Source organism: Burkholderia sp. MR1-5-21 (assembly GCF_053427715.1).
Genome location: NZ_JBSAXD010000008.1, coordinates 67,047 through 81,108 on the forward strand (window position 1 = coordinate 67,047; position 14,062 = coordinate 81,108).

The 14,062-nt window shown below is 69.6% G+C and carries 10 protein-coding genes; 5 read left to right on the forward strand and 5 right to left on the reverse strand.

Annotation, left to right across the window (positions count from 1 at the left end):
• Positions 1-86: 86 nt before the first annotated feature.
• Positions 87-896 (reverse strand): helix-turn-helix transcriptional regulator, encoded by an 810-nt coding sequence (locus ACV229_RS13255; RefSeq protein WP_448083579.1) that lies wholly within the window; start codon positions 894-896, stop codon positions 87-89.
• A gap of 133 nt (positions 897-1,029) precedes the next feature.
• On the opposite strand from ACV229_RS13255, the gene ACV229_RS13260 reads away from it, so the two are divergent.
• Positions 1,030-1,782 (forward strand): class I SAM-dependent methyltransferase, encoded by a 753-nt coding sequence (locus ACV229_RS13260; RefSeq protein ID WP_448083580.1) that lies wholly within the window; start codon positions 1,030-1,032, stop codon positions 1,780-1,782.
• Between the two features lie 161 nt (positions 1,783-1,943).
• On the opposite strand, the gene ppc is transcribed toward ACV229_RS13260, so the two are convergent.
• Complete coding sequence (gene ppc, locus ACV229_RS13265; protein WP_448083581.1) at positions 1,944-4,967, reverse strand: phosphoenolpyruvate carboxylase; 3,024 nt, start codon at positions 4,965-4,967, stop codon at positions 1,944-1,946.
• Positions 4,968-5,176: 209 nt separating this feature from the next.
• On the opposite strand from ppc, the gene hemC reads away from it, so the two are divergent.
• Genes hemC through ACV229_RS13280 form a run of 3 tightly spaced genes read left to right on the forward strand, consistent with a single transcriptional unit; the run spans position 5,177 to position 9,338 of the window.
• Positions 5,177-6,163, forward strand: a complete 987-nt coding sequence (gene hemC / locus ACV229_RS13270) for a hydroxymethylbilane synthase (RefSeq protein WP_448083582.1) — start codon at positions 5,177-5,179, stop codon at positions 6,161-6,163.
• Positions 6,163-8,148, forward strand: a complete 1,986-nt coding sequence (hemDX, locus tag ACV229_RS13275) for a fused uroporphyrinogen-III synthase HemD/membrane protein HemX (protein WP_448083583.1) — start codon at positions 6,163-6,165, stop codon at positions 8,146-8,148. Before hemC ends, hemDX begins: the two co-directional genes overlap by 1 nt.
• A 2-nt stretch (positions 8,149-8,150) precedes the next feature.
• A complete protein-coding gene (locus tag ACV229_RS13280) occupies positions 8,151-9,338 on the forward strand; it encodes a heme biosynthesis HemY N-terminal domain-containing protein (protein WP_448083584.1) in 1,188 nt (395 codons plus the stop codon).
• A 212-nt stretch (positions 9,339-9,550) separates the two neighbouring features.
• Here the strand turns inward: ACV229_RS13280 and ACV229_RS13285 are convergent, their stop codons facing one another.
• The 3 genes from ACV229_RS13285 to ACV229_RS13295 form a co-directional block, all read right to left on the reverse strand.
• A complete protein-coding gene (locus ACV229_RS13285; protein ID WP_448083585.1) occupies positions 9,551-10,855 on the reverse strand; it encodes an MFS transporter in 1,305 nt (434 codons plus the stop codon).
• 83 nt (positions 10,856-10,938) lie between these two features.
• Positions 10,939-11,697, reverse strand: coding sequence for an SDR family oxidoreductase (locus ACV229_RS13290; protein WP_448083586.1), 759 nt, complete (start codon positions 11,695-11,697; stop codon positions 10,939-10,941).
• A gap of 57 nt (positions 11,698-11,754) precedes the next feature.
• Positions 11,755-13,194, reverse strand: a complete 1,440-nt coding sequence (locus ACV229_RS13295; RefSeq protein WP_448083587.1) for an aldehyde dehydrogenase family protein — start codon at positions 13,192-13,194, stop codon at positions 11,755-11,757.
• A 325-nt stretch (positions 13,195-13,519) separates the two neighbouring features.
• Between ACV229_RS13295 and ppa the strand changes: the two genes are divergently transcribed.
• Positions 13,520-14,047: an inorganic diphosphatase gene (ppa, locus tag ACV229_RS13300; protein WP_010091037.1), complete on the forward strand. Its 528-nt coding sequence runs from the start codon at positions 13,520-13,522 to the stop codon at positions 14,045-14,047.
• The last annotated feature ends 15 nt before the right edge of the window (positions 14,048-14,062 follow it).

The following is a 14,062-nucleotide window of genomic DNA, read 5'->3' on the forward strand; positions in this document are numbered from 1 at the left end:
CGCGCGCCTGGCGTCCGGCGGCTCGCCGCAGGCCCGCTGCGGGCGCCCGCTGGCGTCGCGCGGGGCCGTATCGGCGCGATCGCGCGCTATTCGCGCACCAGCACGACGAGCTTCAGGTCCTCGCGGTGCGCGGGCTTCAGCGTGATCTGCTGGTACACGAGCCGGCCGTCGGCCGGATGGTCGAACTCGCGCAGGCCGCCTTCGCGCTCGAATACGTCCTGCGACGCCCAGTAGTGCGCGAACGCGTCGCTGCCGGCCGTCAGCGCGTCGATCAGCGCGCGGGTCGGCGCATCGGCCAGGTGGCGGATCGAGTCGGCCCGGAATTCGGCCGCAAGCCGGCGCGCGCGGGTGTCCCAGTCGACGATCAGCGCGCGCGCGGCCGGCGACATGAACGTGAAGCGCAGCAGGTTGCGGTCGTGATCGCCGTCGAGCCAGCCGGCAAACAGCGCGGCGGCGGGCGGGTTCCACGCGAGTGCGTTCCATTGCCGGTCGAGCACGTAGGCGGGCGTCGCGATTGCGGCGACGGTCGCGGCGAGCGTCGGCGGCAGGTCGCCGGCCGCGACGTCCGGCTCGGCCGGGTCGCGCTGCGCGGCCAGCTCGAACAGGTACGCGCGCTCGGCCTTCGACAGCTGCAGCGCGACCGCGATCCGCGCGAGCGCGTCGGCCGACGCGGACACCGGACGGCCTTGCTCGATCCACGTGTACCAGGTCGGGCTCACGCCGCACAGCTGCGCGACTTCCTCGCGCCGCAAGCCGGGCGTGCGGCGGCGCGGGCCGGGCGGCAGGCCGACGGCCTGCGGCGACAGGCGCTCGCGGTGCGCACGGATGAAGTCGCCGAGCGCGCGGGCAGGCGTCGCGTCGAGCGGCGGGGTGGGGGCGGCGGGCGGAAGGTTCATGCGTCAGACTTCAGGCAGGTGGATCGAATACCAGAATAACTTCTTGTCTTGTACTGGTACAGGCGCGGGCCTATTGTAGCGGCTCACGCGTCCGCCCGCATCGGTGCGGACGGTTCCCACCGAGGAGAGTGCAATGAAACATCACGACCAGGTTGCCGATGCGTTCGGCTCGACTGCCGCCGCCTATCTGACGAGCGCCGTGCATGCGACGGGCGCCGACATGCAGGCGCTCGCCGACGCGGTGCGCGCGACGCCGGGGGCCGCGGTGCTCGACCTGGGGTGCGGCGCGGGCCATGCGAGCTTCGCGGTCGCGCCGCACGCGCGCGAAGTCGTCGCGTACGACCTCGCGCCGCAGATGCTCGCGACCGTCGATGCGGCAGCGCGCGAGCGCGGTCTCGCGAACATCCGCACCTGTCACGGGCCGGCCGAGCGGCTGCCGTTCGAGGCGGCGACGTTCGACTGGGTCGTGAGCCGGATGAGCGCGCACCACTGGCACGACGTGCGGGCCGCACTCGCCGAAATGCGCCGGGTGCTTAAGCCGGGCGGCCGGGTGCTGATGATCGACATCGCCGGTCACGATCATCCGCTCCTCGACACTTACCTGCAGGCGGCGGAAGTGTTGCGCGACGCGTCGCACGTGCGCGATTACCGGGCCGACGAATGGCTCGCGATGTTTCGCGACGCGGGCTTCGACGCGCAGGTGGCGACCCGCTGGCGCCTGCCGATCGATTTCGATACGTGGGTCGCGCGGATCCGCACGCCGGCCGACAGCGTGGCGGGCATCCGCGCGCTGTGGGCGCATGCGCCCGACGAGGTGCGCGGCTATTACGCCGTGCAGCCGGACGGCTCGTTCGAGCACGACGCGTTGATGATCGACGCGCGCTGACGAGCGCGCCGGCACCGCGCCGAGGCAGGGGGCGGGCGCGCTGCCCGGCGATCCCCGCATCGCGCCAGACAAAAAAGGCCGCGACACACGCGAATGCGTGTCGCGGCCGATGTGTTTCCGGTGCGGCACATGCGCTGCATGCGCCGCACCGGGTTCGCGGATCAGCCCGTGTTACGCAGGCCGGCCGCGATCCCGTTGATGGTCAGGTGAATCCCGCGCCGCAGCCGCGCGTTGGTGTCGCCCGCGCGGTGCCGCTTGATCAGCTCGACCTGCAGGTGGTTCAGCGGATCGAGGTACGGGAAGCGGTTCTTGATCGAGCGCGCGAGCAGCGGGTTCGTCGCGAGCCGGCTGTCGTGGCCGGTGATCTCGGCGAGCGCCTGCGACGTGCGTTCCCACTCGCCGACGATCCGGTCGAACACGTGCTTGCGCAGCTTCTTGTCCGCGACGAGCTGCGCATAGCGCGACGCGACCGCGAGATCGGTCTTCGCGAGCACCATGTCCATGTTCGACAGCAGGTTCGAGAAGAACGGCCAGGTCTTGTGCATCTTCTTCAGCAGCGCAAGACGCTTGCTGCGCTCGGCGTCGTCCGTCGCGCCGTCGAGGTAAGCGGCCACCGCGCTGCCGAAACCGTACCAGCCGGTCAGCAGCAGGCGGCACTGGCCCCACGAGAAGCCCCACGGAATCGCGCGCAGATCCTCGATCTTCCGGTTCTTCGGGTCCTGCAGCTTGCGCGACGCGGGACGGCTGCCGATGTTCAGCTCGGCGATCTCGGTGATCGGCGTCGACGAGAAGAAGTAGTCGGTGAAGCCGGGGGTCTCGTAGACGAGCGCGCGGTACGCGGCCATCGCGCTGTCGGACAGCGCCTGCATGGCGGCCTCGAACGCGGGCAGCTGCGCGGGCGCGTTCGACTGCGGCAGCAGCGATGCTTCGAGCGTCGCGGCGACGACCGTCTCGAGGTTGCGCCGGCCGATTTCCGGGTTCGCGAACTTGCTCGCGATCACCTCGCCCTGTTCGGTCAGGCGGATCTGGCCGTTCACGGTGCCGGGCGGCTGCGACAGGATCGCCTGATAGGTCGGGCCGCCGCCGCGGCCGACCGTGCCGCCGCGGCCATGGAACAGCCGCAGCGTGATGCCGCGCTCGCGGAACAGGTCGACGAGCGCGAGCTCGGCGCGATACAGCTCCCAGTTCGACGTCAGGAAGCCGCCGTCCTTGTTGCTGTCCGAGTAGCCGAGCATCACTTCCTGCTCGCCGCCCTGGTGGGCGACCAGCGCGTCGACGCCCGGCAGCGCGAAGTACTCGCGCATGATCCGCGACGCGTCGCGCAGGTCGGGGATCGTCTCGAACAGCGGGATCACCATCAGGCCGTTCCTCGCGCCGCCGTGCTTCGCGCCGAGCGACCCTTCGAGCAGGCCCGTTTCCTTCTGCAGCAGCAGCACCTCGACGAGGTCGCTGACCGTCTCGGTGTGCGAAATGATGTAGTTGCGCACCGCGCGCGGCCCGAACTGTGCGCGCACCGCACGTGCCTTCTCGAATACCCCGAGCTCGCTCTGCGCGAGCGCCGAGTATTCGAGGTACGGCGAGCGCAGCGGCCGCGGGTCGGCGAGCGCGGCGAGCAGCATGCGCAGCTTGTCTTCCTCGGCGAGCGCTGCATAGTCGGCCTCGACGCCCGCGCGCGCGAACAGCTCGGCCACGACGGCCTCGTGGATGTCGGAGCTTTGCCGCAGGTCGATGCTCGCGAGATGGAAGCCGAACACTTCGGCCGCGCGCGCGAGCGGCGCGAGGCGCGGCGCGGCGAGCGACGCGCCGTGATGCTCGGCGAGCGACTCCATCAGCACCTTCAGGTCGCGCACGAATTCCTCGGAATCCGCATACGGCGTCGCGCGCACGGGCGGCGCGCCGCGTCCGGCGCTGCGCACGGGCACCGTGCCTTCGCCGAGCCGCACGCGCGCGCTCGCAGCGAGCCGCGTGTAGATGCCGATCAGCGCGCGGCGGTACGGTTCGTCGACGCGGTGCGGCGACTGGTCGGGCGAGGCGGCGGCGAGCGCCTTCACTGCGTCGTTCGCGCCGACGAGCAGGTTCGATACCGACAGCTCGGCGCCGAGCTTGTGCACCTGTTCCAGGTAGTGCTCGATGATTACCGCCGACTGGCGGTTGATCGCCTCGTCGAGCGTCGTCGCGGTGACGTTCGGGTTGCCGTCGCGGTCGCCGCCGATCCAGCTGCCCATCTGGAAGAATGCCGGCACGCGCGCGGGCAGGCCGTGCTCGGCGAGCGCGGCCTCGATGTCGCCGTACAGCGCGGGCAGCTCGTCGAGAAACGTCGCGCGGTAGTACGACAGCGCGTTCTCGATCTCGTCGCCGACGGTGAGGCGCGCATCGCGCAGCATCCGCGTCTGCCACAGCGCCGTCACGCGCGCGCGCAGCATCGACTCGTTGTACGCGCGTTCGCGCGTCGTCAGCTGCTGGTCGCGCTCGGCGAGCAGGCGCGCAATGTCGTGCTGCGCGTCGAGGATGCTCTTGCGCTGCACCTCGGTCGGGTGCGCGGTCAGCACGGGGACGATCAGCGCGTCGTCGAAGAAGCGCTGCAGCACGCCCTTCGATGCGCCGCCCGTCTGCTTCAGCTGCTCGAGCGCGAACGCGACCGTGCCCGGTTGCGGCGTCGAGCCGGCGAGCGCGTGGATGCGGCGGCGGCGGTTGTGGTGGCGGTCCTCGGCGATGTTCGCGAGGTGCGAGAAATAGCTGAACGCGCGCACGACGCTCACCGTCTGCTCGGGGGTCAGCTTGCGCAGCTTCTTCTCGAGCGTCTGCGCGGCTTCGCGGTCGTCTTCGCGGCGGAATTTCACGGCCGTCTGGCGGATCGTCTCGACGACGTCGAACACCGCGTCGCCTTCCTGCTCGCGCACGACGTCGCCGAGCAGGCGGCCGAGGTAGCGGATGTCTTCGAAGAGCGGACGGTCCTTGTCCTCGCGGGTGCGCGCCTGCGGCTTCAGCGTGCTCGCTGCCGTGCCGTCATTGGCGGCTTTCACCGCGCGTTTTGTCTGACGTATCGGGTCTTTCGGTTTCGTTGCCGGTTTGGTTGCCGATTTCGCACGACCGTTCGCAGCGGCGGCGATGGAGCCCGTCTGGGCGTCGGAGGAGGGCAAGGCAGCATTGCGGCGCGCCGTACGCGCCGATCCGGAAGACTTCACGATGGGTTTCCTTGGGAAAGCTCGAGTCAAAAGGAACTGCGGAAACTGCGGGAACTGCGGTCAAGCGACAAGCTGGGGCTGCGGCACATCCGCGCATCGCCGCCGCGGCCCGCGCCAGGCGGCGTCGGGCCGGTTCCGCGCCCGGGCGGGCGAGGGCGTGCGTGCTACCATTGTTCGATCTTCCATCCCGTTCTTCGATTGTTCCAGCAATGAATTCCGAGACTCTATCGGCACAGCCGCCGGCGACGCTGACGATTGCTTCGCGCGAGAGCCGCCTGGCGATGTGGCAAGCCGAACATGTGCGTGATGCGCTGCGCAAATTATATCCAGCTTGTGACGTGAAAATCCTCGGGATGACGACCCGTGGCGATCAAATTCTCGATCGCACGCTGTCGAAGGTCGGCGGCAAGGGCCTCTTCGTCAAGGAGCTGGAAAACGCGCTCGCCGACGGCCGTGCCGATCTCGCCGTGCATTCGCTGAAGGACGTGCCGATGGCGCTGCCCGACGGCTTCGCGCTCACGGCGATCATGAGCCGCGAAGACCCGCGCGATGCGTTCGTGTCGAACCACCATGCGTCGCTCGACGCGCTGCCGGCCGGCGCCGTCGTCGGCACGTCGAGCCTGCGCCGCGAGGCGATGCTGCGCGCGCGCTATCCGCACCTGCAGGTGCAGCCGCTGCGCGGCAACCTCGACACGCGCCTCGCGAAGCTCGATCGCGGCGACTACGCGGCGATCATCCTCGCGGCGGCCGGGCTCAAGCGCCTGGGCCTCGAAGCGCGGATCCGCGCGCTCATCGACGTCGAGGACAGCCCGCCCGCAGCGGGCCAGGGCGCGCTCGGCATCGAGATCGCATCGCGCCGCACCGACGTCGCCGCCTGGCTCGCGCCGCTGCACGACCACGCGACCGCGCTCGCGGTCGAGGCCGAGCGGATGGTGTCGCGCGCGCTCGGCGGCAGCTGCGAGGTGCCGCTCGCCGCGCACGCGGTGTGGCGCGCCGGCGAGCTGTACCTGACGGGCCGCGTGTCGACGACCGACGGCAAGCGCGTGCTGACGGCCGAGGCGTGCGGGGCGGCGATGACCGTCGCCGACGCGCTCGCGCTTGGCCGCGCGGTTGCCGACGAACTCGAGGCGCAAGGCGCGCTCGACATCGTCCGTGCGCTGCTCGCCGGCTCGCAGGCCGGCACGGGCGACGCCTGATGGCGGGCGGCGCACGCGCGTTCACCGCCGTCCTCACGCGCCCGGACGGGCAGTCGGCCGGGCTGGCCGCACAACTGGCCGACGCCGGCTGCGACGTCCTTGAATTTCCGCTGATCGACATCGCGCCGCTCGACGATCCGGCGCCGCTCGACGCCGCGTTCGCGGCGCTGGCCGACTATGCGCTCGTGATCTTCGTGTCGCCGAACGCGATCGACCGCGCGCTCGCGCAGTACGGCGCGATCTGGCCGAATGCGCTGCCGGTCGGCGTCGTCGGGCCCGGCAGCGTTGCCGCGCTCGAGCGGCACGGCATTGCCGCGCCTGCGTACCGCGTGATCGCGCCGCAGGCGCCCGCTGACGGCAGCGCGCCGCATTACGACTCCGAAAGCCTGTTCGCATGCATCGAAGCCGCATTCGGCGGCGCGGCGGCGCTTGCCGGCAAGCGCGTGCTGATCGTGCGCGGCGACGGCGGCCGCGAATGGCTCGCGGAGCGGCTGCGCGAAGCGGGCGCCGACGTGCAGCTCGTCGCTGCGTACCGGCGCGTCGTGCCGGAGCCGCGCATCGGCACGTGGGAGCGCGTGCACGCGCTGCTCGGCGGCGAGCCGCACGCGTGGCTCGTCACGAGTTCGGAAGGCGTGCGCAACCTGCACGAGCTCGCGCACGCGCACCTGACCGAGGCCGAGATCGACGCGCTGAAGCATGCGCCGCTCGTGACGCCGCATCCGCGGATCGAGCAGACCGCGCGCGCATTGGGTTTTGATAGGATTACGCTGACCGGCGCGGGCGATGAGCGCATCGTCCGCGCGTTTCGAACGATGGCCGACGAGGCCGTCCAATCGGCGACAGCCGCCCCGGTGACAAAACGCATGACTGATACCAACGATTCCAAAAGCGTCCCTTCCCAGCCGGCCGCTGCTCCCGCGACGCCGTCCAGCCCGCCATACATGGCTTCCGAGCCGCCCGCGCGCCGCGGCGGCAGCGCGGTGCTGTGGCTCGTCGTCGTCGTGCTCGGCTGCGCGGCGGGCGTCGGCGGCTATGCGCTGAACCGCAAGGTCGACCGGCTCGACACCACGTTGGCCGCACGCCAGAAGGCGCTCGACGCGCAGGCGGCCGACACGCGCACGAAGACCGAGCAGGCGCTCGCAAGCACGCACCAGGTCGATACGCAGCTCGCGCAGCTCGACGGCAAGCTCGCCGATGCGCAGAACGCGCAGCAGGCGCTGCAGCAGCAGTACCAGGATCTCGCGCGCAACCGCGACCAGTGGATGCTCGAGGAAGTCGACCAGATGCTGTCGAGCGCGAGCCAGCAATTGCAGCTCACGGGCAACACGCAGCTCGCGCTGATCGCGCTGCAGAATGCCGACGCGCGTCTCGCGACGTCGCAGAGCCCGCAGGCGGTCGCGGTGCGCAAGGCGCTCGAGCAGGATGTGGAGAAACTGAAGGCCGCGCCGTCCGCGGATCTCACGGGCCTCGCGATCAAGCTCGACGACGCGATCGCGAAGATCGACGCGCTGCCGCTCTCCGGCGAGGCGATCGTGCCGCAAGCGGCGCCGAAGGCCGATGCGCAGGCGGATGCCGCGAAGACGTCGGCCGCGGCTGCCGCGGCCGGCGAATCGCGCTGGAAAATCTGGTGGCATGACTTCTCGGCCGGTCTCGGCGAGCAGCTGAAGGGCCTCGTGCAGGTGCGCCGGATCGACAACGCGGATGCGATGCTCGCATCGCCCGAACAGGGCTACTTCGTGCGCGAGAACGTGAAGCTGCGCCTGCTGACGGCCCGGCTGTCGCTGCTCGCGCGCAACGAGCCAGCGATGAAGGCCGACCTGCACGCCGCGCAGGCGTCGCTCGCGAAGTATTTCGACCAGGCATCGAAGGACACGCAGACCGTCGAGGATCTGCTGAAGCAGGTCGACGGCGCGTCGCTGACGGTCGCGCTGCCGAACCTGAACACCAGCCTGAACGCCGTTCAGCAGTTCAAGAGCCGGGGGTAACGATGACGCTTCGAGGAATCGTTTGGCTCGCGATCCTGTTCGCGATCGCCGCGGCGCTGGCGACCGTCGGCCGCTTCGACACGGGGCAGGTGCTGCTCGTCTATCCGCCGTACCGGGTCGACCTGTCGCTGAACCTGTTCGTGATCGGCATCGTCGTGCTGTTCATCGTCGTCTACGCGCTGTTGCGCATCGTGCGCAACATCTGGCGCATGCCGCAGCGGGTGGCCGCATATCGCGCCCGCGCCCGCAACGAGAAGGCGCAGGCGTCGCTGCGCGACGCGATCTCGAACCTGTACGCGGGCCGTTTCTCGCGTGCCGAGAAGGCCGCGCGCGACGCGCTGTCGATCGACGCGAACCAGGGCGCGGCGAGCCTCGTCGCGGCCACCGCCGCACACCGGATGCATGAATACACGCGCCGCGACGACTGGCTGTCGAAGGTCGGCGCGCCGGAATGGCAGGACGCGCGCCTGCTCGCCGCGGCCGACATGCGCGCGGACGCGCGCGATGCCGACGGCGCGCTCGCCGCGCTCGCCGGGATGCAGGCGGGCGGCAAGCGCATCCATGCGCAGCAGGTCGCGCTGCGTGCGCAACAGCAGCTGAAGAACTGGGCCGAGGTGCTGAAGCTCGCGAAGGCGCTCGAAAAGCGCGAGGCGCTCCATCCGGCCGCGGCCGTGCGGCTGCGCCAGCAGGCGGCCGAGAACCTGCTGCGCGAACGCCGGCACGATCCGGACGCGCTGCTCGAGGTGTGGCAGTCGCTGTCCGCGACGGAACGGCAGTCGCCGCGGCTTGCCGATCTCGCGGCCGAACTGCTCGTGTCGCTCGAACGCCGGCCCGAAGCGCGCCGCATCGTCGAGGAGGCGCTCGCGCACAACTGGGACGCGCGCCTGTTGCGCCGCTACCCGGACACGGCCGGCGCAGACTCGCTGCCGCTGATCCAGAAGGCGGAAGGGTGGAAGAAGGATCATCCGGAAGACCCCGACCTGCTGTTCGCGCTCGGGCGGCTTTGCCAGCAGCAGCAGCTGTGGGGCAAGGCGCAGTCGTTCCTCGAGGCGGCGCTCAAGCTCGCCGACAACGAGGCGCTCAAGGTGCGCACGCATCGTGCGCTCGCGCGCCTGTTCGAGCATCTTGGCGAAACCGACAAGGCGGCAAAGCACTACCGCGAAAGCGCGCTCGCGATCACCGTGGTCTGACGCGGCCGGCGCGGCCGCTTCGAGCGGCCCGGGATTAGCGCAAGAAGCCCCGAATGCCAGATGGCTTTCGGGGCTTTTTGTTGTCTGCTGCGGAATTTCTGCGATCCGTGTGACGCATTGCCGACCAACGGAGCGTTTCGGTGCGTGGCGGATTCGCCGCGGCCCGAAGAGGAAAACGGGCCGTCAGCCGACCTGCCTTCGCGCGCGGTTCGTCATCTGTCGACGAGCCGCTTCGGCACCGACAGCGCGAGCAGGCCGCCGAGCACGAGGAACGCGGCGAGCATGTACATGCCCGTGTCGTTCGCGCCCGTCGCCTGCTTGAGCCAGCCCATCATGTACGGGCTCAGGAAGCCCGCGAGGTTGCCGATCGAGTTGATCATCGCGATGCCCGCCGCGGCCGCGGTGCCGCCGAGGAACGCGGTCGGCAGGCTCCAGAACAGCGGCAGCGTCGTCAGGATGCCCATCGTCGCGAGCGTGAGGCCGATCATCGCAAGCGCGGTCTGGTGCGCCCAGATCACCGACAGCACGAGCCCGAGCGCGCCGAACGCGGCCGGAATCGCGAGGTGCCAGCGTCGTTCGCGGCGCTTGTCGGCGCTGCGCGCGATCAGGATCATCGCGACGACCGCGGCCGCATACGGGACCGCCGACAGCAGGCCGATCGCGAACGTGTCGGTCACGCCGGTCGCCTTGATGATCGTCGGCAGCCAGAAGCCGACGCCGTAGAGCCCCATCACGAACGAGAAGTAGATGAGCGCCATCAGCCACACGCGCGGGCTCGACAGCACGGTGCCGAGCGACGGGTCTTCCTTCACCGCTTCCTCGGCGTCGACGTTGCGCGTGAGCAGGGCCTTTTCCTCGTCGGTCAGCCAGTTCGCGTTCGCGATCCGCTCGTCGAGCGCGAAGAACACGACCACGCCCGCCAGCACCGACGGAATGCCTTCGAGCAGGAACAGCCATTGCCAGCCGTGCCAGCCGCTCAGTCCGTCGAAGGTCTTCAGGATGAAGCCCGAGATCGGTCCGCCGATCACGCCGGACAAGGCGACTGCCGTCATGAAGAACGTCGTCATCCGGCCGCGCCGGTGCGCGGGATACCAGTAGGTCAGGTAGAGGATCACGCCGGGGAAGAAGCCCGCCTCGGCGAGGCCGAGCAGGAAACGCATCACGTAGAACATCGTCGGCGTCGTGACGAACATCGTCAGTATCGAGATCACGCCCCACGTCGCCATGATGCGCGCGATCCACAAGCGCGCGCCGACCTTGTGCAGGATGATGTTGCTCGGGATTTCGAACAGGAAGTAGCCGACGAAGAAGATCCCGGCGCCGAGCCCGTAGACGGTGTCGCTCAGGTTCAGGTCGCTCGCCATCTGCAGCTTCGCGAACCCGACGTTCACGCGATCGAGATACGCAACCACGTAGCACAGCAGCAGGAGCGGCGTGAGCCGCCACGAGACCTTGCGGTACGTTGCCTCCTCGAATGCGCCGGACGAACCCGGCAGCGAATGCGTCGATGTCGCCATACCATCTCCTGTCGTTCGTTTTTGGTCTGATGCGGGCCGGTGGGCCCGGTGCGGCAAGGGCCCGTTATTGGTGTGAGCAGGCTCTAGATACAGCGCCCGCCGTCCACTTCGAGGCAGACGCCGGTGATGAACTCCGCTTCGTCCGATGCGAGATAGAGCGCCGCGTTCGCGATGTCCTGCGGCGTCGAAAAGCGGCCGAGCGGAATCGTCGCGAGAAAGCGCTGGCGGTTTTCCGGCGTGTCTTCGCACCCCATGAACTCGGTCATCAGGCCGGTTTCGCCGAGCACCGGGTTGATGCAGTTCACGCGGATGCGGTCCGCGCCGAGCTCGGCGGCGAGCGACTTGCTCGCGGTGATCATCGCGCCCTTCGTGCTGTTGTACCAGACGAGGCCCGGGCGCGGCCGCACGCCGGCCGTCGACGCGACGTTCACGAACACGCCGCCGCCCTGCGTGCGGAAGTACGGGACGAGCGTCTGCACGCACCAGTAGAGGCTCTTCATGTTGACAGCGTACACGCGGTCGAACTCCGCTTCGGTCACGTCGAGCACCGGCTTGTTGCGGTGCGTGGTGCCGGCGTTGTTGACGACGATCTGCACCGTGTGGAAATCGTCGACCGCGGCGTCGAGCAGCGTGCGCCAGTCGTCGCGTTGCGACACGTCGCCCGCGACCGCGATCGCCTTGCCGCCCGCGAGCGCGATCTCGCTCGCGACACGTTCGGCGGCCGCGCCGTTCAGGTCGTTGACGACGACGTTCGCGCCTTCGCGCGCGTACGTCTTCGCGATGCCTTCGCCGAAGCCCGAGCCGCCGCCCGTGACGATCGCCGTCTTGCCGCTCAACCGCATGGTGTGTCTCCTTGTCCGTTATCTGTCGTGGCGTCCGGCCGCGCCGGCGCCGCGCGTTCAGCCGTGCCGGATCGCGATGGTCTTCAGCACCGTGAAGCCGTACAGCGCCTCGAAGCCTTTCTCGCGGCCGTGGCCCGAGTGGCCGACGCCGCCGAACGGCAGCTCGACGCCGCCGCCCGCGCCGTAGTTGTTGACGAACACCTGGCCCGCGCGGATCTTTCGCGCGACGCGCAACTGGCGTGCGCCGTCGCGCGTCCAGATACCCGCGACGAGGCCGTACGGCGTGCCGTTCGCGAGCGCGATCGCTTCGTCTTCGTCGCCAAAGCGCATCGCGGCGAGCACGGGGCCGAACACTTCCTCCTGCGCGAGCCGGTGTTCCGGCGGCACGTCGCGCAGCAGCGCGGGTGCCTGGTAGAAGCCGCTTTCGGGCGCCTCCGGGACGACCTGGCCGTGCGCGGCCATCGGGATGCCGTCGTGCTGCGCGTCGGACAGGAAATCCCACACGCGCTGCTGCTGCTTCGCATTGATCAGCGGGCCGCAGTCGAGATCCGCGCGGCTCGGGCCGACCTTGAGTCCGTTGAACGCGGTCGCGAGCCGTTCGACGAGCGGCTCATACACCGCGCGGTCGATCAGCACGCGGCTGCCTGCCGAGCAGGTCTGCCCGCCGTTCTGCACGATCGCGTTGACGAGCACCGGCAGCGCGGCGTCGAGATCGGCGTCCGCGAACACGATCTGCGGCGACTTGCCGCCGAGTTCGAGCGTGACGGGCACGTGATTCTCGGCGGCCATCTGCGCGACGAGCTTGCCGGTCGCGGGCGAGCCCGTAAACGAGATGTGGTCGATGCCCGGATGGCGGGCGAGCGCCGCGCCCGCCTCATGGCCGTAGCCGGTGACGATGTTCAGCGCGCCCGCCGGCAGCCCTGCGTCGGCGGCCAGCGCGGCAACGCGCAGCACGGACAGGCACGCGTCCTCGGCCGGCTTGACGACGCACGCGTTGCCGGCCGCGAGCGCCGCGCCGACGCTGCGCCCGAAGATCTGCATCGGGTAGTTCCACGGGACGATGTGGCCGGTGACGCCGTGCGGCTCGCGCACCGTCAGCACCATGTAGCCCGCCTGGTAGGGGAGGGTTTCGCCGTGCAGCTTGTCGGCGGCGCCCGCGTAGAACTCGAAGTAGCGCGCGAGCGCGGCCGCGTCGGCGCGCGCCTGCTTCAGCGGCTTGCCCGTGTCGCGCGCCTCGATGACGGCGAGTTCCTCGATATGGGCCGTGACGAGCGCCGACAGCCGCTGCAGCACCCGGCCGCGCTCGGCGGCGCTCGCCGCGCCCCACGCGCCCGAGAACGCGTCGCGGGCCGCGGCGACCGCGCGCTCGATGTCGGCGGCGGAGCCGCGCGCGATCGCCGCGAACGGCTGGCCGTCGGACGGATCGACGACCGGGATCGTCTCCAGCTGCGCGGGCAACGTCCATTCACCCGCGATGAAATGCTTTGCCTCTTCCATGCCTGCTCCTGTCGATCGGAGTTAGCGCTTCAGCGCTTACTCCGATCCCATGCTTCGCGGTCGATCGGAGTTGGCGCTTCAGCACTCGCTCCGGTCTCATGCTTCGCGGTCGACCGGCGTTGGCGCTTCAGCGCTGACTCCGGTCCCATGCAATGCTGCTTGTTGTTCGATGGCCGGACGCTCAGCGCGATTATCGCGCCGTTCGTCATCCGGACGCCATCGGTCGATTGGCTATAATGGCGCATTCTTTCCGGACATGCCGGCGGCGGTGCCTCCGCGTCGGCGTGCCCTGTCCCGAATTCCCTTCGACCAACAGAGAACGCACATGAGCTTCAACCATGTTCCGGCCGGCAAGGACTTGCCGCAAGATTTCAACGTCATCATCGAGATTCCCGCGCAAAGCGATCCGGTGAAGTACGAAGCGGACAAGGAGCTGGGCCTCCTCGTCGTCGACCGCTTCATCGGCACGGGCATGCGCTACCCGGTGAACTACGGCTACATCCCGCAGACGCTGTCGGGCGACGGCGATCCGGTCGACGTGCTGGTGATTACGCCGTTCCCGCTGCTGGCCGGCTCGATCGTGCGTTCGCGCGCGCTCGGCATGCTGCAGATGACCGACGAGTCGGGCGTCGACGCGAAGCTGGTCGCGGTGCCGCACGACAAGGTCTGCCCGATGACGGCAAACCTGAAGTCGATCGACGACGTGCCCGAGTACCTGAAGGACCAGATCAAGCACTTCTTCGAACAGTACAAGGCGCTCGAGAAGGGCAAGTGGGTGAAGGTCGAAGGCTGGGCCGGCATCGACGCAGCGCACAAGGAAATCACCGACGGCGCTGCGAACTACAAGAAGTAAGCAGCGCGCCGGCCG

Excerpts from the sequence above, each read along its gene's own strand:
- ACV229_RS13255 (WP_448083579.1), bottom strand. The coding sequence starts at position 896 with ATGAACCTTCCGCCCGCCGCCCCCACCCCGCCGCTCGACGCGACGCCT.
- ACV229_RS13260 (WP_448083580.1), top strand. The coding sequence starts at position 1,030 with ATGAAACATCACGACCAGGTTGCCGATGCGTTCGGCTCGACTGCCGCC.
- hemC (WP_448083582.1), top strand. The coding sequence starts at position 5,177 with ATGAATTCCGAGACTCTATCGGCACAGCCGCCGGCGACGCTGACGATT.
- hemDX (WP_448083583.1), top strand. The coding sequence starts at position 6,163 with ATGGCGGGCGGCGCACGCGCGTTCACCGCCGTCCTCACGCGCCCGGAC.
- ACV229_RS13280 (WP_448083584.1), top strand. The coding sequence starts at position 8,151 with ATGACGCTTCGAGGAATCGTTTGGCTCGCGATCCTGTTCGCGATCGCC.
- ACV229_RS13285 (WP_448083585.1), bottom strand. The coding sequence starts at position 10,855 with ATGGCGACATCGACGCATTCGCTGCCGGGTTCGTCCGGCGCATTCGAG.
- ACV229_RS13290 (WP_448083586.1), bottom strand. The coding sequence starts at position 11,697 with ATGCGGTTGAGCGGCAAGACGGCGATCGTCACGGGCGGCGGCTCGGGC.
- ACV229_RS13295 (WP_448083587.1), bottom strand. The coding sequence starts at position 13,194 with ATGGAAGAGGCAAAGCATTTCATCGCGGGTGAATGGACGTTGCCCGCG.
- ppa (WP_010091037.1), top strand. The coding sequence starts at position 13,520 with ATGAGCTTCAACCATGTTCCGGCCGGCAAGGACTTGCCGCAAGATTTC.